The sequence below is a fragment of the Thermosynechococcus sp. JY1331 genome (assembly GCF_031583475.1).
Lineage (GTDB): Bacteria > Cyanobacteriota > Cyanobacteriia > Thermosynechococcales > Thermosynechococcaceae > Thermosynechococcus.
Window position 1 is genome coordinate 2628322 of record NZ_CP134180.1, and the last position, 23062, is coordinate 2651383.

Annotated in this window: 20 protein-coding genes; 10 read left to right on the forward strand and 10 right to left on the reverse strand. The window is 53.9% G+C overall.

Going from position 1 to position 23062, the window contains the following annotated elements:
• Nucleotide 1: 1 nt before the first annotated feature.
• The 4 genes from RHJ31_RS12890 to RHJ31_RS12905 all read right to left on the reverse strand — a co-directional run bounded on the left by RHJ31_RS12890 (nt 2) and on the right by RHJ31_RS12905 (nt 5064).
• Nucleotides 2-2821 carry a methyl-accepting chemotaxis protein gene (locus tag RHJ31_RS12890; RefSeq protein WP_302676868.1) on the reverse strand — a complete coding sequence of 940 codons (2820 nt, stop codon included), beginning with the start codon at nt 2819-2821 and terminating at the stop codon, nt 2-4.
• A 33-nt stretch (nt 2822-2854) separates the two neighbouring features.
• The gene (locus tag RHJ31_RS12895; protein WP_302676869.1) at nt 2855-3397 is read right to left on the reverse strand and encodes a chemotaxis protein CheW; all 543 of its coding nucleotides are present in this window, start codon (nt 3395-3397) and stop codon (nt 2855-2857) included.
• A gap of 2 nt (nt 3398-3399) precedes the next feature.
• Complete coding sequence (locus RHJ31_RS12900; RefSeq protein WP_206200491.1) at nt 3400-3762, reverse strand: PleD family two-component system response regulator; 363 nt, start codon at nt 3760-3762, stop codon at nt 3400-3402.
• A 66-nt stretch (nt 3763-3828) separates the two neighbouring features.
• Nucleotides 3829-5064: a response regulator gene (locus RHJ31_RS12905; RefSeq protein ID WP_302676870.1), complete on the reverse strand. Its 1236-nt coding sequence runs from the start codon at nt 5062-5064 to the stop codon at nt 3829-3831.
• A gap of 268 nt (nt 5065-5332) precedes the next feature.
• On the opposite strand from RHJ31_RS12905, the gene RHJ31_RS12910 reads away from it, so the two are divergent.
• From RHJ31_RS12910 to RHJ31_RS12930, 5 genes are read left to right on the forward strand one after another with little or no spacing between them, the layout of a single operon-like run.
• Nucleotides 5333-6097 carry a hypothetical protein gene (locus RHJ31_RS12910; protein WP_302676871.1) on the forward strand — a complete coding sequence of 255 codons (765 nt, stop codon included), beginning with the start codon at nt 5333-5335 and terminating at the stop codon, nt 6095-6097.
• Between the two features lie 29 nt (nt 6098-6126).
• Nucleotides 6127-6891, forward strand: a complete 765-nt coding sequence (locus tag RHJ31_RS12915) for a hypothetical protein (protein WP_302676872.1) — start codon at nt 6127-6129, stop codon at nt 6889-6891.
• A 29-nt stretch (nt 6892-6920) separates the two neighbouring features.
• On the forward strand, nt 6921-7664 hold the full coding sequence (locus RHJ31_RS12920; RefSeq protein ID WP_302676873.1) for a hypothetical protein: 744 nt from the start codon (nt 6921-6923) through the stop codon (nt 7662-7664).
• Between the two features lie 29 nt (nt 7665-7693).
• A complete protein-coding gene (locus RHJ31_RS12925) occupies nt 7694-8437 on the forward strand; it encodes a hypothetical protein (RefSeq protein ID WP_302676874.1) in 744 nt (247 codons plus the stop codon).
• Between the two features lie 29 nt (nt 8438-8466).
• Entirely contained in the window at nt 8467-9252 is a 786-nt protein-coding gene (locus tag RHJ31_RS12930) for a hypothetical protein (RefSeq protein WP_302676875.1), read from the forward strand.
• A 55-nt stretch (nt 9253-9307) separates the two neighbouring features.
• Here RHJ31_RS12930 and RHJ31_RS12935 read toward each other — a convergent pair whose 3' ends face one another.
• Entirely contained in the window at nt 9308-11113 is a 1806-nt protein-coding gene (locus tag RHJ31_RS12935) for an iron uptake porin (RefSeq protein ID WP_302676876.1), read from the reverse strand.
• A gap of 313 nt (nt 11114-11426) precedes the next feature.
• Between RHJ31_RS12935 and RHJ31_RS12940 the strand changes: the two genes are divergently transcribed.
• A complete protein-coding gene (locus tag RHJ31_RS12940; RefSeq protein ID WP_302676877.1) occupies nt 11427-12194 on the forward strand; it encodes a hypothetical protein in 768 nt (255 codons plus the stop codon).
• Between the two features lie 12 nt (nt 12195-12206).
• On the opposite strand, the gene lipA is transcribed toward RHJ31_RS12940, so the two are convergent.
• On the reverse strand, nt 12207-13094 hold the full coding sequence (gene lipA, locus RHJ31_RS12945) for a lipoyl synthase (protein WP_302676878.1): 888 nt from the start codon (nt 13092-13094) through the stop codon (nt 12207-12209).
• A 172-nt stretch (nt 13095-13266) separates the two neighbouring features.
• On the opposite strand from lipA, the gene RHJ31_RS12950 reads away from it, so the two are divergent.
• From RHJ31_RS12950 to RHJ31_RS12965, 4 genes are all read left to right on the forward strand, one after another.
• Nucleotides 13267-14235 (forward strand): protochlorophyllide reductase, encoded by a 969-nt coding sequence (locus RHJ31_RS12950; RefSeq protein ID WP_149821493.1) that lies wholly within the window; start codon nt 13267-13269, stop codon nt 14233-14235.
• A gap of 3 nt (nt 14236-14238) precedes the next feature.
• On the forward strand, nt 14239-14721 hold the full coding sequence (locus tag RHJ31_RS12955) for a DUF3828 domain-containing protein (protein WP_302676879.1): 483 nt from the start codon (nt 14239-14241) through the stop codon (nt 14719-14721).
• 82 nt (nt 14722-14803) lie between these two features.
• A complete protein-coding gene (gene gndA / locus RHJ31_RS12960; RefSeq protein WP_302676880.1) occupies nt 14804-16246 on the forward strand; it encodes an NADP-dependent phosphogluconate dehydrogenase in 1443 nt (480 codons plus the stop codon).
• Between the two features lie 78 nt (nt 16247-16324).
• A complete protein-coding gene (locus RHJ31_RS12965; protein WP_302676881.1) occupies nt 16325-18139 on the forward strand; it encodes an ABC transporter ATP-binding protein in 1815 nt (604 codons plus the stop codon).
• On the opposite strand, the gene glgB is transcribed toward RHJ31_RS12965, so the two are convergent.
• From glgB to RHJ31_RS12985, 4 genes are all read right to left on the reverse strand, one after another.
• Nucleotides 18136-20436, reverse strand: a complete 2301-nt coding sequence (gene glgB / locus RHJ31_RS12970; RefSeq protein WP_302676882.1) for a 1,4-alpha-glucan branching enzyme — start codon at nt 20434-20436, stop codon at nt 18136-18138. The two genes, RHJ31_RS12965 and glgB, sit on opposite strands and share 4 nt — an antisense overlap.
• Before the next feature lie 83 nt (nt 20437-20519).
• The gene (locus RHJ31_RS12975) at nt 20520-21611 is read right to left on the reverse strand and encodes a quinone-dependent dihydroorotate dehydrogenase (RefSeq protein WP_315862935.1); all 1092 of its coding nucleotides are present in this window, start codon (nt 21609-21611) and stop codon (nt 20520-20522) included.
• Between the two features lie 56 nt (nt 21612-21667).
• Nucleotides 21668-22210 (reverse strand): hypothetical protein, encoded by a 543-nt coding sequence (locus tag RHJ31_RS12980; protein ID WP_225901596.1) that lies wholly within the window; start codon nt 22208-22210, stop codon nt 21668-21670.
• Nucleotides 22211-22353: 143 nt separating this feature from the next.
• Nucleotides 22354-23040 carry an energy-coupling factor ABC transporter ATP-binding protein gene (locus tag RHJ31_RS12985; protein WP_149821508.1) on the reverse strand — a complete coding sequence of 229 codons (687 nt, stop codon included), beginning with the start codon at nt 23038-23040 and terminating at the stop codon, nt 22354-22356.
• Nucleotides 23041-23062 lie beyond the last annotated feature (22 nt).

Below are 23062 nucleotides of genomic sequence, written 5' to 3' on the forward strand. Positions count from 1 at the left end.
GTTATCCCTCAGCAGTCACCTTAAAGATGTTGACGGAGTTTTGGAGTTCTTGGGCCATGTCCACGGTGGCTTGCAGCGACTCAGAAATCTCTTTGGATGTGGCCGACATCCCCTCTGAGACCTTGGCAAAATCGCGCATCAACGTGTTCACCGTATTGGCGGTGCGGGCTTGGGAGACAGTAGCTTGGGAAATGGACTGCACCAACTCGTCAATGTGCTGCGACACCTGCACAATTTCTTGGAGATTCTGCTTGGTTACCTCCACAAGGCGGGTGCCTTCAACCACCTGAGCCGTACCTGTTTCCATGGCACTCACCACCTCATGGGTTTCCTGCTGAATTGTTTCTACGATGTGCTCAATTTCGCGAGTTGCCGCTGCCGATCGCGCCGCCAGTTCACCCACCTCTTCGGCAACCACAGCAAAGCCGCGGCCTTCTTCACCGGCACGAGCCGCCTCAATACTGGCATTGATGGCCAAGAGGTTGGTTTGTAGGGCAATTTGGTTAATCAGCGAAATCACCTTGGAAATCTGTTGCGAGGATTCGCCCAAGCGTTTCACCTTTTTGGCGGTTTCGGCCACGGTTTCCCGCAGGTAGAGAATGCTATCAACGGTGGCATCCATCGTTTCACCACTGATGACCGCTCGCTCTGAGGCTTTGCGCGCCACTGCTGCCGCCTCGTTGGCACTGTTGGCCACGGATTCAATTGAGCTGGCCATGGCTTCAACGGCATCTAGCATCCGATTTACTTTCTTGGCTTGCCGCAGCGATTCTTCCGCCAGCTCAGTCATGGCTGTCTCATCCGCCAAGAGGGCGGTGTTCACTTTTTCCGTGGTGGCTTTCACTTGCACCACCACATCCCGCAGACTCTCAATGAGGGAGTTGAAGATGTCGGCAACGGTACCAATTTCATCGGCGGTGATGTCGGCCCGTACCGTCAGATCCCCTTGGGAGGCGGCCTCGACTTCGGTGAGCAGGTTAATCAACTGCATTTGAATGCGTTCCGTACGCTGCTGTTGCTCCTGGGCAAGGCGTTCGGCCTCTTTTTGGGCAGCGGTGGTCTGCTCCAGAAATTTGCTGCGCTCAAGCACCAGTCCGGCTTGGTTGGCCAACTGGAGGAAAGCATCAATTTCGGGCTGCTGCCACTGACGCGGCTCACTGCACTGGTGGGCAATTAAAAGCGCGGCCAGTTTTTTTTCCACCAACACGGGAACGACTAAGTTGGCTCGCACCTTCAGGGGAGCAAGTTGTTTGAGGTGGCACTCCGTCAGACCCGCATTGAGAATGTCTGCTGTGGCTTGCACGCGCCCTTTGGTGTAGGCATCAACCCAATTTTGACGGAAGCAGGGATCGTCAATCACCTGTTCGAGGGCTTGAGGCCAGCCGACGGCTACAGACTCGGCAACGACTTTGCCGACATAGTTCTCGTCAAATTCATAGAAGATCACGCGATCGCACCCCAAAAGGTGGCGCCCTTCATTGACAAGGGTATCGAGAATTTGCTGGCGATCGCTCTGCTGGGTTAAATGGAAAATACTATCGCGCAATTGTTGTGCCCGCCGAGCCGCCTGTTGGGCTTCAGTGAGGGACTGTTCTAGCCGTTCAGCCATCTGGTTAATCGTGCGGTTGAGGGTTGCCAGTTCATCATCCCCCTCCACAGGCAGACGGGTTTGCAGCTCCCCTTCACCAATTTTCGTCACCGCCTTGGTGGCTCGCAGCAGGGGTTGAATCTCGCGATCGCTGGCATAGATGGCAATTGCCCCCACCACAATGGCCGTGACCCCCACCCCTAACAGGAGGGTCCAAGTGAGGTTTCGCAGTGGTCTGAGCGCATAATCGCGATCCGTATCTAGGACAACCGCGGTAAACGGGTGGACAGCACGGGCGTAGCTAGCAAACTGAAACTTGCCATCAGAGCGGCGTTGTTCAACCAGCGTGCCTGTGAGGTTGGTTTCCCACTGTTGACTGAGTTGGGGAAAGACTTCCGCCAAGGGTCGGCGCTGCAACTCTGGGATAGAGGCAGCCACGATTTTTCCCTGCGACCCTATCAAGTAAAAATTTTCATATTGGTTATGCTGATAGTCTCGCAAGGCCTCTTTAAGGCTACTTTTGGGTACCCGCAACCGCAGCACTGCCGTGATTTGCTGGTTTTGGGGATTGATCAGGGGCACAGCCAAAAACAGCCCGAAAGGACGACTAGGGGCAGGCAGCGACAGCGTGGGCTCAAGCGTTAAAACCAAGCCCCGAGTTTGGATTGCCAGCTTAAAGTACTCGTGATTTTGGAGAATGTTGTTGGCCAGCTGGTTGCCCACTGCAGATTGGGCAATGACAGTCCCTTGGCCATCGTTGGCAATGATGGCGGCACTGTCGAAACGAGCAGAGTTCTCAACAAACTCATTCAAAACCCCTTCCAGCTTGCGGCGATTCCGCTGCTGAAGTTCTGCAGTATAGTGCCTGTTTAAGAACAGACTGATAAGCCGTGCATCCCGTTGCCGGTCTTGCAGATACTCATTCAGCGCCCTTGCGGCATCCCCTACCTCCTGTTGTTCGAGTGAGATAACCTGCTCTATGAACTGTTGCCGTACCAGTTGATTGGCCACGAAGCCCACCCCCACCATGGGCAGTGTAGCCAAGACAACAGCATGGGTAATGAATTTTGGACGAAGACCCCAACCCCTGCGCCGTGGCGAAGGAGGCGGCAAGGGTTGTTCAGGGGATTTGCCGTTGGTGGTTGCTTTTTTCTCCTCTAGGGGAGGGAGTTGGTAGTTCAATACCGACGGTGGTAGAGGGGGAATATCAAGGGAGGGTTTGGCAGTGGTCATTGTTGGCACATCCTAACAGCATTAACAGCAGGGCTATCCGACATCAACAGCAAGAACACTTGAGCAAGACCTTTCGGCGATCGCTGCCCCATCAAGGATAAAGAACAACTCCTCTCCTAAGCGACAACAGCCTTTGAGGTAGGGAACCAGCGCCGCACTCACTGTACCCACAGGCGATTGAATGGCTCCCTCAGCAAGACGGACGATCCCCCGTACCTCCTTGAGCGCCAATCCTAGGTATCCCTTGGGGGTGTGCAGCAGCGCGATCGTCAACACCGAAATATCCGCATCCAGTGGCTCCAAGTTGAGCAAGTGGGCTAAATCCAGCACCCAAACAATGCGGTTACGAAAGTTCAGCAGTCCCATCACCACTGCGGCCATATTAGGAATCACCGTGAGCTGTTGCGGTGGGATCACCAACACCTGCTGAATCTCAGTCATCGGCAGCAATGCCGTTAATTGGTCGTGGATAACCAAACGCAAATAGGGCGCCCCTTGGGGGCGATCGCGTAGCGTACTCTTTGGGTAATCGCCCCGCCCTTCACCATGATTCAACCAAGGTGCTGCCCCAAGCATCGCTACACCACCACCGACTTCAGTGCCCGCAGTAGATCCTCACGGCTGAAGGGCTTCGTGACATAGGCATCTGCCCCCTGCTTCATTGCCCAAAGGCGGTCTAGCTCTTGGTTTTTCGACGTGCAGACAACAATGGGGAGCTTTTCTGTTTCCGGATTTTTCTTGAGACTGCGGCAAAGTTCAAAGCCGCTCATCCCTGGCATCACCACATCCGTCACCACCACATCGGGCTTGTACTGCGTGACTTTTTCTAGAGCCTCCTTGGCATCGGTGGCTGCAATGACGGTATAGCCCGATTCCTGAAGAAGCGAGGTAATCAGTGCCATTTCCGAGGGGGTATCTTCCACCACTAAAACCGTCGTCATGTCATCTCCCAAATGTCAATTCAAATAATCGATTACTGTCAATATACTGCCCACAGGTTGCCTGTACTACGTCAAGTACTGAAACACCATTTTGAGAAGTTCCGCCTGAGTAAAGGGCTTGGTCATATAGTCCGTCGCTCCCACGAGGCGGGCTTTAGCGCGGTCAACGAGACCCGTGTTACCCGTGACCATAATGATCGGCACTGACTTAAAGCGTTCATGGTTGCGAATGACTTTACAAAACTTATAACCATCAATGTTGGGCATCCCCACGTCCAGCAGGATCAGATCTGGATTGAGGCGCATCACCTCCATCAGGGCTTTTACAGAATCATTGAGGGCAATGACTTCAAAGGCATCATCCGCCAAAAACCGCTTAATTTCATTGAGCATGGTCGGACTATCGTCAATGCAGATGATCCGATAGGTACGGTTTGGCACTTTTGAGGTAAAAAAGCCACTGCCCAAATCGCCACTCTCCTCTGTAACGGTAGGCGTGGTTTCCTGCCACAAACTGGCATCAAAACTGGGCAGCAAATCAAAGGGATGTTGCGGCTCACGAACGACTACGGCTCCTTTATCAATCAAGGGTAAGAGGCTACGCACCAAGGCAATTTCATTTTGGTTCATGAGCACTGCCAAGTGGCGGAAGCTAAACCCCCGCAACATCGACCCCAAGCGTTGCTGCTGCTCTGGGGTTAAATTGACTTGCGCACCACTAAAGAAGTAGGGGCGCTGAAAAGGCGAGACAATTTTGTGGCCGAGGCTGAGCCACTGCTGAATTCGGGATTTGCACTGCTGAATCAGTCGGGTGGCGTCAAAGCGGCTGAAAATTGGCACTTCAACATAGGGCACAAGTTGATGGTGACCGCTCTTGAGATATAAGAACGACTCTAGGACTTCAACGATTAGCCCCTCGACTAGACGGCTAAAGTGCTCTGGGGTAATGATGTCTTGAGTAAGCAACCAGCGCAGACTCTCATACTCATAGATCGGGGTGGGGGTGTTGGCCTGTTCCCATTGCTGTCGGACTTGGGCACGTAACTCGCGATCGAGGGCAGGAACACTTTGGCTGAGTTGCCGTAGATGTCGCTCAAAGCGATCGCCCGGTTCAATCGTGTGGGTAGCATAGACAATACTTCCCTGATCAAAGTAGAGAAACCACTGCTGCCCTTGAACGCTCACCCTGAAGCAACCTGTGCCTCCTGAAGTGCTGAGTTGCTGGAGTAATCGTTCTGGCTGAAGCGTTTCTGTAAACTGTGGTGTTCCCCCGCCACTAAAACCGCGATCTGATGTCATCATATTTAGCCTCCGAGCTGCTACCCCCACCGAAGTTTCGTCCTACTCCGGCAGCAACCAGCGATATTTGACAATAAAACCAATTGAGATGTTTTCCTCTCCTTAAAGTGAGAGATGTGCTTCAGAATACTGGTGTGTTGATTATACTAAGCGGTATCGGCGAAAAAATGAAAGAAAACTTCAGAAAAGTTAATGACCTTCACAAAGGATAGTAGACTACACCCCTTTTCTAAAAAATGACGATGCCTCTGCTTTTTTGCGACTGTTACCAATGACCTCTGCACTCGAAGAAAAACTACGGACGGCATTCTCACCAGAACAAGCGCACCTACTGGCGGAAGTAATTCGCGAGGCCTATGACGACTTGGTGAAGGCCAAAGACTTTAACGAACTAAAGGCGATTGTCGCGGATCTGGCGCAAGCCCAGAAGCGCACCGAAGAACGAGTTGAAGAACTCGCACAAGCTCAAAAACGGACGGAAGAACGGCTCGAAGAACTCGCGGCAGCCCAAAAGCGCACCGAAGAACGGGTGGATCAACTGACCATTACCGTTGCAGAACTCGCTGAAGCACAGAAACGAACAGAGGAACGAGTAGATCAACTGGCGGCGGCGCAGGAGCGCACTGAACGAGCGGTCAAACAACTCGCACGCCAAGTCGGCGGCCTTAGTGAAGCCTTGGGTGGGTCGCTGGAAGACCTTGCCCTTGAGGTGGTGCCAGAAATTCTAGAATATCGCTGGGGCATGGAAATTGAGTTCTGTGACCGCGATACCCTCCCCCTGCGCAATGGGGAGTATGAATTTGATTTAGTGATTCGGGGTCAGGTGGAAGGACGGCCAGTATTGGTCCTAGGGGAAGTGAAAAGTAACATCACCGAATCAGAGGTAGAGCGATTTTTGAATCTTGTCGCTCAGGTGGAAGCCTCTGAGCAGGTTCGTCCCCTCTTCTTTGGCTATCGCGTTGAGCGTGCAGCTAAAGCGTTGATTCGCGATCGCGATGCAGTGATGGTCACCACCCGCGGCAAGTACTTTCCCTAGAATGGGAATATGGCTAATCAACACTAGCAATGACCTCTGCACTCGAAGAAAAACTACGGGCAGCGTTCTCGCCAGAACAGGCGCACCTACTGGCGGAAGTAATTCGCGAGGCCTATGACGACTTGGTGAAGGCTAAAGACTTTAACGAACTAAAGGCGATTGTCGCGGATCTGGCGCAAGCCCAGAAGCGGACGGAAGAACGAGTGGATCAACTGACCGTCACCGTTGCAGAACTGGCACAAGCCCAGAAGCGCACCGAAGAACGAGTTGAAGAACTCGCACAAGCTCAAAAACGAACGGAAGAACGGCTCGAAGAACTGGCGGCAGCTCAGAAACGAACAGAGGAACGAGTGGATCAACTGGCGGCAGCCCAAGAGCGCACCGAGAGAGCAGTGAAACAACTCGCACGCCAAGTGGGTGGACTCAGTGAAGCCTTGGGTGGGTCGCTGGAAGACCTTGCCCTTGAGGTGGTGCCCGAGATTCTGGAATATCGCTGGGGCATGGAAATTGAGTTCTGTGACCGCGACACCCTCCCCCTGCGCAATGGGGAGTATGAATTTGATTTAGTGATTCGGGGTCAGGTGGCAGGGCGACCAGTATTGGTCTTAGGGGAAGTGAAAAGTAACATCACCGAATCAGAGGTAGAGCGATTTTTGAATCTTGTCGCTCAGGTGGAAGCCTCTGAGCAGGTTCGTCCCCTCTTCTTTGGCTATCGCGTTGAGCGTGCAGCTAAAGCGTTGATTCGCGATCGCGATGCAGTGATGGTCACCACCCGCGGCAAGTACTTTCCCTAGAATGGGAATATGGCTAATCAACACTAGCAATGACCTCTGCACTCGAAGAAAAACTACGGGCAGCGTTCTCGCCAGAACAGGCGCACCTACTGGCGGAAGTAATTCGCGAGGCCTATGACGACTTGGTGAAGGCCAAAGACTTTAACGAACTAAAGGCGATTGTCGCGGATCTGGCGCAAGCCCAGAAGCGCACGGAAGAACGGGTAGAAGAACTGGCGGCAGCTCAGAAGCGGACTGAGGAACGAGTTGAAGAACTCGCGCAAGCTCAAAAACGAACGGAAGAACGGCTCGAAGAACTGGCACAAGCCCAGAAGCGCACCGAAGAACGAATGGATCAACTGGCGGCAGCCCAAGAGCGCACCGAGAGAGCAGTGAAACAACTCGCACGCCAAGTGGGCGGCCTTAGTGAAGCCTTGGGTGGGTCGCTGGAAGACCTCGCCCTTGAGGTGGTGCCAGAGATTCTGGAATATCGCTGGGGCATGGAAATTGAGTTCTGTGACCGCGACACCCTCCCCCTGCGCAACGGGGAGTATGAATTTGATTTAGTGATTCGGGGTCAGGTGGCAGGGCGACCAATCTTGGTACTCGGGGAAGTGAAAAGTAACATCACCGAATCAGAGGTGGAGCGATTTTTGAATCTTGTCGCTCAGGTGGAAGCCTCTGAGCAGGTTCGTCCCCTCTTTTTTGGCTATCGCGTTGAGCGTGCAGCTAAAGCGTTGATTCGCGATCGCGATGCAGTGATGGTCACCACCCGCGGCAAGTACTTTCCCTAGAATGGGAATACGGCTAATCAACACTAGCAATGACCTCTGCACTCGAAGAAAAACTACGGACAGCGTTCTCGCCAGAACAGGCGCACCTACTGGCGGAAGTAATTCGCGAGGCCTATGACGACTTGGTGAAGGCCAAAGACTTTAACGAACTAAAGGCGATTGTCGCGGATCTGGCGCAAGCCCAGAAGCGGACGGAAGAACGAGTGGATCAACTGACTCTCACTGTTGCAGAACTGGCACAAGCCCAGAAGCGCACCGAAGAACGGGTGGATCAACTGACTCTCACTGTTGCAGAACTGGCGGCAGCTCAGAAACGAACAGAGGAACGAGTGGATCAACTGGCGGCAGCCCAAGAGCGCACCGAGAGAGCAGTGAAACAACTTGCACGCCAAGTGGGCGGCCTTAGTGAAGCCTTGGGTGGGTCGCTGGAAGACCTCGCCCTTGAGGTGGTGCCAGAGATTCTGGAATATCGCTGGGGCATGGAAATTGAGTTCTGTGACCGCGATACCCTCCCCCTGCGCAATGGGGAGTATGAATTTGATTTAGTGATTCGGGGTCAGGTGGCAGGGCGACCAATCTTGGTACTCGGGGAAGTGAAAAGTAACATCACCGAATCAGAGGTGGAGCGATTTTTGAATCTTGTCGCTCAGGTGGAAGCCTCTGAGCAGGTTCGTCCCCTCTTCTTTGGCTATCGCGTTGAGCGTGCAGCTAAAGCGTTGATTCGCGATCGCGATGCAGTGATGGTCACCACCCGCGGCAAGTACTTTCCCTAGAATGGGAATATGGCTAATCAACACTAGCAATGACCTCTGCACTCGAAGAAAAACTACGGACAGCGTTCTCGCCAGAACAGGCGCACCTACTGGCGGAAGTAATTCGCGAGGCCTATGACGACTTGGTGAAGGCCAAAGACTTTAACGAACTAAAGGCGATTGTCGCGGATCTGGCGCAAGCCCAGAAGCGCACGGAAGAACGGGTAGAAGAACTGGCGGCAGCTCAGAAGCGGACTGAGGAACGAGTTGAAGAACTCGCACAAGCTCAGAAGCGGACTGAGGAACGAGTTGAAGAACTCGCACAAGCTCAAAAACGGACAGAAGAACGGCTCGAAGAACTCGCTGAAGCACAGAAACGAACAGAGGAACGAGTGGATCAACTGGCGGCAGCCCAAGAGCGCACCGAGAGAGCAGTGAAACAACTTGCACGCCAAGTCGGTGGCCTTAGTGAAGCCTTGGGTGGGTCGCTGGAAGACCTTGCCCTTGAGGTGGTGCCAGAAATTCTAGAATATCGCTGGGGCATGGAAATTGAGTTCTGTGACCGCGATACCCTCCCCCTGCGCAATGGGGAGTATGAATTTGATTTAGTGATTCGGGGTCAGGTGGAAGGACAGCCAGTATTGGTCCTAGGGGAAGTGAAAAGCAACATCACCGAATCAGAGGTGGAGCGATTTTTGAATCTTGTCGCTCAGGTGGCAGCGCCCGAGGAAATTCGCCCCCTCTTTTTTGGCTATCGCGTTGAGCGTGCAGCCAAGGCGTTGATTCGCGATCGCGACGCGGTAATGGTCACCACACGCGGTAAATACTTCCCGTAAAAAAATCCCCCTCCATAGGGGAGAGGGATCTAGGGTGAGGGCAAATTCACCCGCTCTAGAACGTGAACGTAGTCCGAATCACGCCTTGCAGAATCGGCTGACCAGAAATAAACCCACCCCCATTGGTATTGTTGGGGTTGATAATCGCTGTGAAGATAGGCGTGATGCTGATGTTGTCACTGATGGGGAATTTGTAAAAGGCTTCGACGTTAACTTGGTTAGCATTATTTAAAGCATTATTGAAGCCGCCGCCAAAGGAAGGAGCACTGTTGATAAACGGCGCACCCGCTGCTGCCGCCAGTACTGAACCTGGCACCAGCAAGTCTTTGTAGCCAATACCGGCCATAAAGTTATAGGCCATCATGCCAGCTGCTCCACCCAAACCAGGCGGCAAATCAGAGAATGGCAGTGGCGAAACATTGGGGAAGTAGCCATTGGGAATCCCTGCTACCCCTGCACGGCCAAAGATGCCCAAGCGACCCAGATTGAGCTCAAAGTTGATGCCCCCCGCTTGCGCCTCAATGCCATAGGTTTTGGAGTAGGTACCTTGAAGCTTCACCGCATAACTGTTGCGACCATTGCCAAAGGTGTTGGCATACTCCAACTCCAAGGAAGCTTGGAAGGGATCACCCGCAAAACCACCCCCCGGACTTGGAGGGGCAATGCCAATGCCAGAATTAGCTCGTCCTGGCTCTGCCGCAAGATACAATGCCCGCACGGTAAAAGGACCTTCATTGGGGTTCCACTGGATAGCAACCCCTGCACCCCCTAGGTAGTTCATGGCGTAGGGCACAATGAAGGGGTTGTTGAGGAAGAAGTAAGTGCCAAAGTCACTAGCAGGAGAGTTCGCCCAGCTATTGGTGTCAATGATGTCGCTCGGATAGAACCGTGTCCCTGCAGTAATGGTGATATCTTGGGTGGGCTTAAACGTATAGGCTAAGCGGTATAGCTCCACATTCGGACCAAAGTTCGACCAGTAGTACTGGCTGGGGCTAAAGTAGGGAAGTGGCGCCGCAAATGTATTGCCAGCTCCGAGGGTCGAATTTGTTTGCAAACCCAGACCATAGGTGCTAATGGCATCGCGACCGCCATTGCCCGTAGACAGCGTGGTTTGCAGCAAGTCAGTGCCGGTAAAGCTGGTATTCAGGTTCAGCAGCACCCCAGCAATAACGGTGGGATTCGTGCGACCAGGGGCAGGGGTCAAGCCAAGTGGACCACCAGGAGAAAGAGGAGGTGCAACCGAAGGATTTGGACTACTGGGGCGACCACCGTACTGCACCGACATCACCGCCGTACCCGTGAGCTTGGTCGTTGTCGAGAACTGGGTGGCTTCAAGAGCAGCGGTGCGGGCTTCGAGGTTGTCCACGCGACCGCGCAGGGTGGCGAGTTCAGCAGCGAACTCATCCATGAGTCTCTGAAGAGTGGCGAGGTCTTCTTTGGTGGCAAAGCGATCGCTAATCACATCGAGGCAGGCGTTCAATGCTGCTGCCATTTCATAACGGGTGGCGGCACGGTTGCCCCGGAAGGTGCCATCAGGATAACCCGCGATACAGCCATACTTTTCAACCAAGGAGGCGAGGGCTTGGTAGGCCCAGTCGGTGGGACGCACGTCAGACAGCTGCGAGACAGAGGTCACCTGCCCCATGGATTCTTCGTTGGCCAGAAGCTGATTAACAGAGGTAATGGTGCTAGAAGCGTCTGCAATGGTGTTGGGAGCAAGTGCTTCAGAAACTGCGAGATTTTGTGGTTCAGCAGCAATTAGGTTTTCGAAGTTGGCGGGTTCATTGGCGGTAGCAATGTTAGCCCCTGCAACCACACCCAGTAGGCTTAAGCTACCTGCTAACAGGTACGTCTTTTTCACGATGTTACTCCTCACTCACAAGCGTCTGGGTCCGGCAGAGCGATCAATTCATTCTGCTGTCCCCTAGTACTTAGCTTACACAATATGGCTTAAATGTGTTGCAAGCTGATTATGCAAGTTCTGATAGATTCTAAGTGCTTTCCCTTGGATTTGTCAAATAGGTTGTTGTGATTTGTTGACACTGGAATTTCATCCGTCTGGCTGGCGTGGTACGAGCTGCACACAAGGAGCCTTCCTGATAGAGGTCGCGGCAACTAGAGAAGTTCTGTCCGGTCGGTACAATAGAAAGTACAGCCAAGATTTCATAGATGCAATGACCTCTGTCCTTGAAGAAAAGCTGCGGGCGGCGTTTCCTCCCGAACAAGCGCATCTGCTTGCAGAAGTAATCCATGAAGCCTACAACGATTTGGTGAAAGCAAGAGACTTCAATGAGCTGAAGTCCATCGTAGGCGAATTAGCTCAAGCCCAAAAACGCACTGAAGAGCAAGTTGAAGAACTCGCCCAAGCTCAAAAACGCACTGAAGAACGGGTTGAAGAACTTGCCCAAGCCCAAAAACGCACTGAAGAACGAGTTGAAGAACTTGCCCAAGCTCAAAAACGCACTGAAGAACGAGTGGATCAGCTAGCTGTTGCTGTTGCAGAACTGGCGGAAGCGCAAAAGCACACCGAACGAGCCGTCAAACAACTTGCACGCCAAGTGGGCGGCCTCAGTGAAGCCCTGGGTGGGTCGCTGGAAGACCTCGCCCTTGAGGTGGTGCCCGAGATTCTGGAATATCGCTGGGGCATGGAAATCGAATTTTGTGAGCGGGATACCCTACCCCTACGCAACGGCAGTTATGAGTTTGACTTGGTCATCCGGGGTCAAGTTCATGGAGAGCCGATTCTAGTGCTGGGGGAAGTCAAAAGCAATATCACCGAATCTGAGGTGGAGCGGTTTTTGAATCTGGTCGCTCAAGTGGAAGCGACTGAGGAAATTCGCCCTCTGTTTTTTGGCTATCGCGTTGAGCGGGCAGCCAAGGCGTTGATTCGCGATCGCGGTGCGGCAATGGTCACCACAAGGGGCAAATACTTTCCTGAGTGAATGAAGTACCCATCACGCTTCTTGGGTTGGCGCGGCATCTGCGGCATGGTAGGAGCTACGTACAAGAGGCCCCGATCGCACGTGGGAAAAGCCGAGTTCGCGGGCAATCTTGCCCAGGGTGTTAAATTCTTCAGGTGTCCAATACTTGACCACAGGCAAATGACTCAACGAGGGGGGCAGGTATTGCCCCAAGGTCAGGCGATCGCACCCCACGGCTCGCAAATCTTTTAGAGTTTGAATCACCTCTGCTTCGGTTTCTCCCAAGCCCAACATCAAGCCTGACTTGGTGGGAAGGTGGGGATTCAGTTCTTTGACCGTCGCTAAGACCCGCAGGGAACTCTCATAGGTGGCTCCGCGGCGCACCGGGCCTTGCAAGCGGCGCACAGTTTCAAGGTTGTGGTTGTAGCAGGCAGGCTGTGCCGCCACAATTTGGGCAATGCAGTCCCGTTGGGAGACTCGACCCCGATCCATGCGAAAGTCGGGGGTGAGGACTTCAATTTCCGTGCCGGGGCAACGTTGGCGAATCGCCTGCATGGTGACCACAAATTGACCCGCCCCTTGATCGGGTAAGTCATCGCGAGCCACAGAGGTTAAAACCACATAGCGCAATCCTAAGCTGGCAACAGCGGCGGCAATTTTTGCTGGTTCCTCTGGATCAACCGCAGCAGGAGCGTGGCCTTTCTCCACTTGGCAAAAGGCGCAGGCACGGGTACAGGTGGCACCCAAGAGTAAAAAAGTGGCGGTTTTTTGGGCATAGCATTCACCGCGATTGGGACAGCGCCCCTCTTCACAGATGGTGTGGATGCCATAGTGGCGCACGAGGCGTTGAACGGTGGAGAGTTCACTGGCTTTGCCAAGGGGTTTGCGCAGCCACGGCGGCAGAGGTTGGCAGATGGTCATAGAGTGGGGTTAATCCTGAAAATAGGGGAGAGGCGAGCTAGATACAAAACTTGATTAACTATCGAGTCTATTTATTAAGTAACTGTAAATGATCGCTGGGGGTGTGCCTAGGGGGCGATCGCTTCTATGGCAGGATCAATAGCGACGTTACCGCAGGTATGCCACAGAACCTATGAGTGATCAGCCACGCCCAACGGTCATTATTACGGGTGCATCCTCTGGAGTCGGATTGTATGCCACCAAAGCCTTAGCCAATCGGGGCTGGCACGTTGTTATGGCCTGCCGCAATCTTGAAAAAGCAGAGCAAGCCGCCAAAGACTTGCAGATTCCGCCGCAGGCCTACACGATTTTGCATTTGGACTTGTCCTCGTTGGCCAGTGTGCGCGGCTTTGTGGAGTCATTTCGGGCATTGAATCGCCCCTTGCGTGCCCTTGTCTGCAATGCTGCTGTCTATTATCCCCTGCTCAAGGAACCGATCTACAGTGTGGATGGCTATGAAATCAGTGTGGCCACCAATCATTTGGGGCACTTTCTTTTGGCCAACCTCCTCCTCGATGATTTGAAGAAGTCTCCCGAAAGCGATAAGCGCTTGGTGATTCTCGGCACGGTGACGGCCAACCGCAAAGAACTCGGCGGTAAAATTCCCATTCCTGCTCCCCCCGATTTGGGCAACCTCGAAGGCTTTGAAAAGGGCTTCAAGAAACCCATTGCCATGATTAACGGCAAGCCCTTCAAGTCGGGCAAGGCCTACAAAGACAGCAAGCTCTGCAATATGCTGACAACACGGGAACTGCATCGCCGCTTCCATGATTCGACGGGGATTGTCTTTAGCTCCTTGTATCCGGGCTGTGTGGCGGATACCCCCCTGTTTCGCCACCACTTTCCCCTCTTCCAGAAGCTCTTCCCCCTCTTCCAGAAAAACATCACTGGGGGCTATGTCAGTCAAGAACTAGCGGGTGAGCGCGTCGCAATGGTGGTGGCCGATCCAGAGTTTCGCCAGTCGGGGGTGCACTGGAGCTGGGGTAACCGCCAAAAAGAGGGCCGCAAAGCCTTTGTCCAAGAACTCTCGGCAGAGGGTAGTGATGAGCAAAAAGCCCGCCGTCTTTGGGAGTTAAGTGAAAAACTCGTCGGTTTGGCCTAACTGATGCAGCGGTGGTTGCCCCTCGGCGTTAGTCTTGCCCTTGTCATCGAAACGGGGGCGATCGCTCGCCCAGCACCAGAAACAGTGGTGAGCCAGTTTTATCAGTGGTGGGTGCGAAACCAAGATCAAGGCCGCCAACGGCTTAGTCAGCAGCGAGCAGTGTTTACACCCGATCTATACCAGCAGTTGATGCAAGCCTTTCGCAGACAGCCACGGGATGGCGTTTGGCTAGACTTTGATCCCTTTTCCTTTACCCAAGTGAGTACTCAAGGGGTGCAAGTGCGCAATGTCCGGCGATCGCCCAATAATCCCCAAGTGGCGGAAGTGGATATTGAGGTTATGGCAGGTCTGCGGGGGCGATCGGGAACGCCTGTGCCGATTAAAGTACTCCTTCGCCAAGGGGGCGATCGCTGGCAAATTGATAACCTGATCTACCTGAGCACGTGGGATAACCTGCGCTGTCTGCTGCGGGACATCAACCGCTAGCGAACCTTAACGTCTTCTTCCATTCCTCTGGCTGAGCTTGCCGCTATGGTGGAAGTGATCCTTGCCATTGCAGGACGGATGTATGTCACAGCAAGATTTTGGCGTCATTGGCCTCGCTGTCATGGGGGAAAACCTTGCCCTCAATGTGGAGCGAAATGGATTCTCCGTGGCGGTTTATAATCGCACCCCCGCCCGCACTGAAGCTTTCATGGCCGAACGAGCTGCCGGCCGTCGCTTCAAGGCCACCTATCGTCTTGAGGAATTTGTGGCGTCGCTGTCGCGTCCCCGCCGCATTTTGGCGATGGTCAAAGCCGGCAAACCCGTGGATGACCTGATCCAGCAACTCAAGCCACTCCTTGAACCAGGAGACATCCTCATTGATGGTGGCAACTCCCTCTACACAGATACCGAACGCCGCGTTGCTGAAATGGAGGCAGCAGGGCTGTGCTTCTTTGGCATGGGCGTCAGTGGCGGTGAAGAAGGTGCCCTCAATGGTCCGAGTCTCATGCCCGGTGGCAGTCGGGAGGCCTATCAAGCCCTCGAACCCATTCTCACCAAAATTGCAGCGCAAGTGGATGATGGCCCCTGTGTCACCTACATTGGGCCGGGGGGATCGGGGCACTTTGTCAAGATGGTGCACAACGGTATTGAGTATGGTGATATGCAACTCATTGCCGAAGCCTATGACCTGCTGAAAAACCTCCTTGGCCTCAATCACCAGCAACTTCATGAGGTCTTCAAACGCTGGAATGAGACCCCCGAACTCAACTCATTTTTGATTGAAATTACTAGCCAGATTTTCACCTATATTGACCCAGAAACCCATTTGCCCCTTGTGGATGTGATTGTGGATGCGGCAGGTCAAAAGGGAACCGGTCGCTGGACGGTGGAAAGTGCCCTTGAAATGGGGGTGGCCATTCCAACGATTACCGCTGCCGTGAATGCCCGCATCATGTCCTCCATCAAAGCCGAACGGATGGCGGCTGCCCAAGTCCTCCCCGGCCCTGCGGCTCACTTTAGCGGCAATACTGAGGAATTCATCGGCAAAATTCGCGATGCCCTCTACTGCTCAAAAATCTGCTCCTATGCCCAAGGGATGGCGCTGATTGCCAAAGGCTCCCAAGAACTCTTTGATAATCAACTAAACCTTGGCGAGATTGCCCGCATCTGGAAAGGGGGCTGCATTATTCGCGCTGGCTTCCTAAATAAGATCAAGCAGGCCTACAGCGAAAATCCCCAACTGGCCAATCTGCTGCTGGCGCCGGAGTTTCGGCAAACCATCCTCGATAAACAGGCGGCGTGGCGGGAGGTGTTGGTGGAGGCGACCCGTGCTGGGATTGCTGTGCCCGCCTTTGGCGCGTCCTTGGAGTACTTCGATAGCTATCGGCGCGATCGCCTGCCGCAAAATCTCACCCAAGCACAGCGGGATTTCTTTGGTGCCCATACCTACGAGCGGATCGATAAACCGGGAACCTTCCATACGGAGTGGGTACCGATTCAGGAGGCAGGAAAAGCATCCGTTTAAGAGGTAGGCAGTAGCGTTGGCGGCGTTGTTCCCCAAGGGGGCAATTCTTTAGCTTATCTTAAGAATTAGGCGAGTGATTTGCTTGCCCGCGATCATCCTGCACTTTGGGGAGGCCAAGAAGCCTTGCATCCGTTTTTACGACTGCTGCACCACAGCCAACGCTACCAACGCCAAGTGGGGCTTGCCTCCCTCTACTCTATCCTCAATAAAATTTTTGATCTCGCTCCCCCCGTTCTGATTGGGATTGCTGTGGATCTGGTGGTGAAGCGGCAGGATTCCCTCTTCGCCCGCTGGGGGCTGGTGACCTTTGAGCAGCAACTGTTGGCCTTGGCCGGCCTATCATTTGTGATCTGGAGCTTGGAATCCCTCTTTGAGTATGCCTATGCCCGCAGTTGGCGCAACCTAGCCCAGCAGATTCAACACGACCTGCGCCTTGAGACCTATGCCCATGTCCAAGAGATGGATTTGGCGTTTTTTGAAGAACGCAGCAGTGGGGTGTTGCTCTCGATTCTCAATGATGACATTAACCAACTCGAGCGCTTTTTGGATGGCGGTGCCAACGAGGTGTTGCAAGTCACAACCACCGTCTTAGTGATTGGTGGGATTTTCTTTTATTTGGCGCCCAATGTGGCGATCTGGGGGATGCTGCCGATGCCCTTTATTCTCTGGGGATCCGTCATCTTTCAGCGGCGACTCGCCCCTCGTTATGCCGATGTGCGGGAAAAGGCGGGACGCCTCAATGAACGCTTGGCTAACAATATCTCAGGTATTCAAACGATCAAGAGCTTTACTGCCGAGGCTTACGAATTGGAGCGCCTGCGCTGGGATAGTGAAGCCTACCAACAGAGTAATCGCCGCGCCATTCGCCTCAGTGCGGCCTATATTCCCCTGATTCGCTTTGTGATCCTCTTTGGCTTTACAGGAACGTTGGTGCTGGGTGGCTTTGCCGCTTTTCAGGGGCGCTTGGATGTGGGCGCCTACAGCACGATGGTCTATCTGATTCAACGCCTACTGTGGCCTTTGACCCGTTTGGGGGAAACACTGGATCAGTATCAGCGAGCCATGGCCTCAACGCAACGGGTGCTGAATTTGCTGGAAACGCCGATCGCGATTTGTACGGGCGATCGCCCCCTTGATCCGCGCCATGTCAAAGGAGAGGTGCGCTTTGAATGCGTCAGCTTTGCCTACGCGGGTCGGGCGCCGGTGCTAAAAAATGTCAGCTTGCACGTGCCTGCAGGTCAGACGATCGCCATTGTCGGCTCCACGGGATCCGGCAAAAGTACCCTTGTGAAATTGTTACTGCGGTTCTACGAGGTGCAAGAAGGGTGCATTCTCATTGATGGGGTGGATATTCGCGAGTATCGGCTGCGGGACTTGCGCCGTGCCATTGGTTGGGTGAGTCAGGATGTCTTTCTCTTCCATGGCACCGTCTTTGAGAACATTGCCTATGGCAGCCCCCAGGCCACCCTAGCAGACGTTGTGCATGCTGCAAAATTGGCGGAAGCCCATGACTTTATCGAGCAACTGCCCCAAGGATACGACACGGTGGTCGGCGAACGGGGGCAAAAACTCTCCGGCGGTCAGCGGCAGCGGCTGGCGATCGCCCGCGCCCTGCTCAAAGATCCACCGATTCTAGTGCTCGATGAAGCCACCTCCGCCGTGGATAACGAAACCGAAGCCGCCATCCAGCGATCGCTAGCCCACATTACCGCCCATCGCACCACCATTGCCATTGCCCACCGCCTCTCGACGATTCGCCACGCCGACTGCATTTACGTTCTAGAGCAGGGCGACATTGTTGAACAGGGGACACACGAAGCACTCTTGGCGCAGCAGGGCGTCTATTGCGGCCTCTGGCAAGTCCAGGCCGGCCAGCTCCTCCCTGAAGGTTAGGGTGTGAGATTATAGCGTGCCCGCTCAGCGGCTGTTTTCTCGCGATCCAGTTTCAAGATCAGCACTGCCAAGGGGGGCAAGCAGAGATCAAGGGAGTAGCGGCGGTTGTGGTAAGGCCACTCATCCGCCCATTTACCGCCCAAGTTACCCATGTTGCTACCGCCATACTCGCGGGCATCACTGTTAAACAATTCACTATAGAAGCCATGCTCCGGCACGCCAATGCGGTAGTGGCTATGGGGCTGCGGTGTAAAGTTACAGACGACAACCACAAAATCTTGGTAGTCCTTGTCCCAGCGGATAAAGGACACAACGCTATGGCGGTTATCGCTACAGTCAATCCACTCAAAGCCCTCCTGTTTGAAATCTTGGGTATAGAGGGCAGGTTGTGAACGGTAGAGGCGATTGAGATCCTCAAAGAAGCGTTTGGTTTGCTGGTGGGGTTCGTATTGCAGCAGGTGCCACTCTAAATCGCTCCAGACATTCCACTCGCTCCATTGGGCAAACTCCATCCCCATGAACATTGTTTTCTTGCCGGGGTGAGTGAACATGTAGGCAAATAAACAGCGCAGATTGGCGAATTTCTGCCAGCGATCGCCCGGCATCTTGCCAATGATGTGACTCTTGCCGTGCACCACCTCATCATGGGAGAGCGCCAGCATGAAGTTCTCGCTGTGGTGATACCACATACTGAAGGTGACATTGTTTTGGTGGAACTGGCGGAACCAAGGATCCATGCTGAAGTAGTCCAGAATATCGTGCATCCAACCCATATTCCACTTCAGGTTGAAGCCCAATCCCCCCATGTAGGTCGGCCAAGAGACCATCGGCCAGGCCGTTGACTCCTCCGCGATCGAGAGAATTCCCGGAAAGTAGCTAAAGATCACATGGTTGACTTGGCGCAGGAAGTTGGCCGCCTCTAAATTTTCCCGTCCGCCGTATTCATTGGGTACCCACTCACCCTCTTTGCGGGCATAGTCAAGATAGAGCATCGAGGCCACGGCATCCACGCGAATACCGTCAATGTGGTACTTGTCAAACCAAAAGAGAGCATTGGCCACCAGAAAATTGCGCACTTCGTGGCGACCATAGTTAAAGACAAGGGTGCCCCATTCCTTGTGTTCGCCCTTGCGCGGATCCGCGTGTTCGTAGAGGTGGGTGCCATCAAAGAAGGCGAGGCCGTGGCCATCCTTGGGAAAGTGCCCCGGTACCCAATCCACAATCACACCAATACCGTTTTGGTGGCACTGATCCACGAAATACATAAAGTCCTGGGGACTGCCATGGCGAGAGGTGGGGGCGTAGTAGCCAGTGACTTGATAACCCCAAGAGCCATCGAAGGGATGCTCAGCAACGGGCAAGAGTTCAATGTGGGTGTAGCCCAATTCCTTGACGTAGGGAATGAGTTTGGCCGCCAATTCGCGATAGGTGAGAAAGCGTGCCCAGGGCTTGAGTTCTGCCACCTGTACGGGTTCTTGGGGTTGGCCATCAGCACCAATAGGGGGGTCTTCCATTGAGGCGTGGAGCCACGATCCTAAATGCACCTCAAAGACGGAAATCGGCTGCGTCAGGGGGTCGGTGTGGCGCCGTTTTTCTAGCCAGTCGTTATCGCCCCATTCGTAGCTGTTGAGGTCGGTGACAATAGAGGCGGTCTTGGGACGCGGTTCTTGGTAAAAGCCGTAGGGATCTGATTTTTCGTAGATGTGGCCGTCTTGGTTCTTAATTTCGTACTTATAGTGCTCGCCCACACCCAAGCCGGGGATAAAGAGTTCCCAGATGCCATTGCCGCGCCGTGCCATTTGGTGTTTGCGGCCATCCCAGTGGTTAAAGTTGCCAATGACAGAGACATTGCGGGCATTGGGTGCCCAGACGGCAAAATACACCCCTGCAACGCCATCGACTGTGAGCAGGTGTGCCCCGAGTTTTTCATAGATGCGGTGGTGATTGCCCTCGGCAAAGAGATGAATATCAAAATCCGTCAGCTTTGAGGAGCGGAAGGCATAGGGATCGTAGATCACCCGCTCGTGGCCATTTTCATAAATTTTCAGTTGATAATTATTCAGTTCCGGCAGAGGAATGCGGCATTCAAAAAAGTGGGGGTGGTGCACTGGCGTCATCGGATATTCTTGCCGCTGCTCTGGACAGAGGACACTCACCCGTTCGGCATTGGGTAAATAGGCGCGTACCGCCCACATGGATTGGCCATTCTCACTGATCTGGTGACATCCCAAAATTTCAAAGGGATCGTGGTGCTGGTTGGAAACAATGCGGTCAATCTGTTCGGGCGAAACGGTCATATTTTTATACTTTCGTAAAATATAGAGACAATACTATAGAAAAGTTAACAGTTAGAATGCTCCCCTTGACAAGGGCACAGACGCTATTTCTCTGGCTTCTCTTGATCGGTGGCGTGGGCTAAGAGTCCTTGGAGTAGCTCTCGCAATAGGCTCGGTCCTTGGTAAATCCAACCGGTGTAGAGTTGCACCAGTGTTGCACCGGCTGCTAGTTTTTCGATCACATCCTCTGGCGTGAAAATCCCCCCCACCCCAATAATCGGCAAAGTGCCTTGGGTCTCTTTGTGGATAAAGCGAATCACGGCGGTAGCGCGATCGCGCAAAGGGGCACCACTGAGACCTCCCGCCTCGTCCGCCGGCGATCGCCCTGTCTGCGGAATCATCTGGGTTTTTAGCCCCTCCCGTGCCACGGTGGTATTGGTGGCCACAATGCCGGCGAGTTCATAGGTTTGAATCAGATCAAGAATTGCCGCAATCTGCTCCCAACTCAAATCGGGGGCAATTTTCAGAAGCAGGGGCTTGCGGGGGTGATTGGCGGTTTGTAGCGTCTCCAAAATGGGTTCTAGTTGTTCCTTGGCTTGCAGATCCCGTAACCCCGGTGTGTTGGGAGAACTCACATTAATCACGAAATAATCGCCAAGGGGATACAGGCGGCGAAAACTGGCTAAGTAATCCTCTTTTGCAGCTTCCAAAGGGGTGATTTTTGACTTGCCCAAATTGATACCGATGGGAATCGTTGGCGGGGGCGATCGCTCCAAAAGGGCGGCCATGGCCTCTGCGCCGGCATTATTAAACCCCATGCGATTAATCGCCGCGCGATCGGCTGTTAGGCGAAAGAGGCGCGGACGCGGATTTCCCGGTTGTGGCTGCCAAGTGACGGTGCCCAACTCCGCAAAGCCAAAGCCAAAGGCCGACCAGACACTGCGGGCGACACCATTCTTATCAAACCCTGCCGCCAAACCAATGGGATTGGGAAAGCGTAGTCCCCACATTTGCCGCTCTAAACGGGGATCTGAAAGGGCATAGCGTTGCTGAAGTTGCTGCCGCAGCCAAGTGCTCAGGGCACGATCCTGATTAAGCCACCCACAGAGGGAGATAAACTGCTGGTGCAGAAATTCTGGATCCGCCTGCAACCCAGAAAAAAGAAGTGGCCGCAGCAGGTGCCGATAAGGATCAATGGCCATTCAGACTGCCATTCCCCCACCTAAAGGGTTGAATGGTCAACACTATGCCCCTAGTCCAGATAGCCCATGAGGACGGGTGAATCATCAATGATATTAGAAGCCACAGGCCGTTCCCCAGCGGAATAATAGGTTTCAGCAATGTGCAGGCCACTGGTGGTAATCGGACGAATGCCCATCCAATTCACTGTTTCGACAATTTCAAAGTCATCCGCTGCCACGGGGCGCACCCCCATGATGTTCAGGGTTTCAACCACGCGGAAATTGGTGGCCACGATGGGGCGAATACCGGCGGAGTTGATGCTGTCGTAGATTTGCAGGCCACTGCTGAGCACCGGACGCTCGCCGGCATCTTTGATCATGTGCACCACTTGCACGGGACTGGCTTCAATGGGACGCAAGCCGGCACTATTAAAGGTTTGCCATACCACGATGTCGCTGGCTGTGGTTGTGCCTGCGGGGGCAAGAGCCGTTTTTTCGGCAAGGGAAACCATTTGACCGCTATTTTCTTTGGCGGGCGGGTTGCTGCGACGGGCGGGACGGCTAGCTTTGGCCGTGGGTTCTTCGGGGGGTGGGGTTTGAGGCGTTTCAGTCATGGCGATCGCTCCTAATGCAATAATTCAATCCTACAGGTGAATTCGTATGCAAGCATTCTATATCTCTAGTCCTTGATCATAGCAGCCCAAGAGGAGTGCCAGCGGTTTGAGAGATCCCTTTCGGTGCAGGAATGGTTGGCTTTTCAAGCGTGCAGCAGAGGCATCATGTCGCTGGGTGCCCCTTGGCCAATCACTTTGCCACGATCCAGAACAATGGCACCGTCCGCTTGCGCCAGTTCATCGAGACGGTGGGTGACCCACAGTGCGGTGATCCCTTGGCTGTTGACCAGTTGGCGCACGTAGCCTAGGAGTTCCCGCTGGCTATCGGGGTCAAGGAGTGCCGTGGGTTCATCGAGCAATAGCACCCGACAATGGCGAGCGATCGCCCCGGCAATGGCTACCCGCTGCTTTTGGCCGCCACTGAGGGCATAGATGGGACGGCGTTCTAGCCCCTGTAAATTCACAGCTTGTAGGGCGGCACTGACGCGCTCGCGCACCTGCCAATAGTTGAGGGATTCACCATTGAGACTAAAGGCAATATCCGCACCGACACTGGGCATCACCAGTTGGTGATCGGGGTTCTGGAAGACAAAGCCAAGGGGTTGCTCCACATAGACTTCACCGCTTTGGGGCTGCAAGAGACCTCCCAAAATACGCACCAGTGTTGACTTACCACTGCCATTGCGGCCGAGGAGCATCCATAGTTGCCCCCGCGGGATGTCTAGGGACACCCGATCCAGCACTAAAACCTCTGGCGACCAGCCAAAGGAGACCTCTTTGAGATGAATTGCTGGGGGGATTGCCGCCATGGGTTTTTGGACAATGCTCATGTTTTTCGGTAGGGTGAGGATG

Coding starts and splice junctions, on each gene's coding strand:
- RHJ31_RS12890 (WP_302676868.1), bottom strand. CDS start 2,821: ATGACCACTGCCAAACCCTCCCTTGATATTCCCCCTCTACCACCGTCG.
- RHJ31_RS12895 (WP_302676869.1), bottom strand. CDS start 3,397: ATGCTTGGGGCAGCACCTTGGTTGAATCATGGTGAAGGGCGGGGCGAT.
- RHJ31_RS12900 (WP_206200491.1), bottom strand. CDS start 3,762: ATGACGACGGTTTTAGTGGTGGAAGATACCCCCTCGGAAATGGCACTG.
- RHJ31_RS12905 (WP_302676870.1), bottom strand. CDS start 5,064: ATGATGACATCAGATCGCGGTTTTAGTGGCGGGGGAACACCACAGTTT.
- RHJ31_RS12910 (WP_302676871.1), top strand. CDS start 5,333: ATGACCTCTGCACTCGAAGAAAAACTACGGACGGCATTCTCACCAGAA.
- RHJ31_RS12915 (WP_302676872.1), top strand. CDS start 6,127: ATGACCTCTGCACTCGAAGAAAAACTACGGGCAGCGTTCTCGCCAGAA.
- RHJ31_RS12920 (WP_302676873.1), top strand. CDS start 6,921: ATGACCTCTGCACTCGAAGAAAAACTACGGGCAGCGTTCTCGCCAGAA.
- RHJ31_RS12925 (WP_302676874.1), top strand. CDS start 7,694: ATGACCTCTGCACTCGAAGAAAAACTACGGACAGCGTTCTCGCCAGAA.
- RHJ31_RS12930 (WP_302676875.1), top strand. CDS start 8,467: ATGACCTCTGCACTCGAAGAAAAACTACGGACAGCGTTCTCGCCAGAA.
- RHJ31_RS12940 (WP_302676877.1), top strand. CDS start 11,427: ATGACCTCTGTCCTTGAAGAAAAGCTGCGGGCGGCGTTTCCTCCCGAA.
- lipA (WP_302676878.1), bottom strand. CDS start 13,094: ATGACCATCTGCCAACCTCTGCCGCCGTGGCTGCGCAAACCCCTTGGC.
- RHJ31_RS12950 (WP_149821493.1), top strand. CDS start 13,267: ATGAGTGATCAGCCACGCCCAACGGTCATTATTACGGGTGCATCCTCT.
- RHJ31_RS12955 (WP_302676879.1), top strand. CDS start 14,239: ATGCAGCGGTGGTTGCCCCTCGGCGTTAGTCTTGCCCTTGTCATCGAA.
- gndA (WP_302676880.1), top strand. CDS start 14,804: ATGTCACAGCAAGATTTTGGCGTCATTGGCCTCGCTGTCATGGGGGAA.
- glgB (WP_302676882.1), bottom strand. CDS start 20,436: ATGACCGTTTCGCCCGAACAGATTGACCGCATTGTTTCCAACCAGCAC.
- RHJ31_RS12980 (WP_225901596.1), bottom strand. CDS start 22,210: ATGACTGAAACGCCTCAAACCCCACCCCCCGAAGAACCCACGGCCAAA.
- RHJ31_RS12985 (WP_149821508.1), bottom strand. CDS start 23,040: ATGAGCATTGTCCAAAAACCCATGGCGGCAATCCCCCCAGCAATTCAT.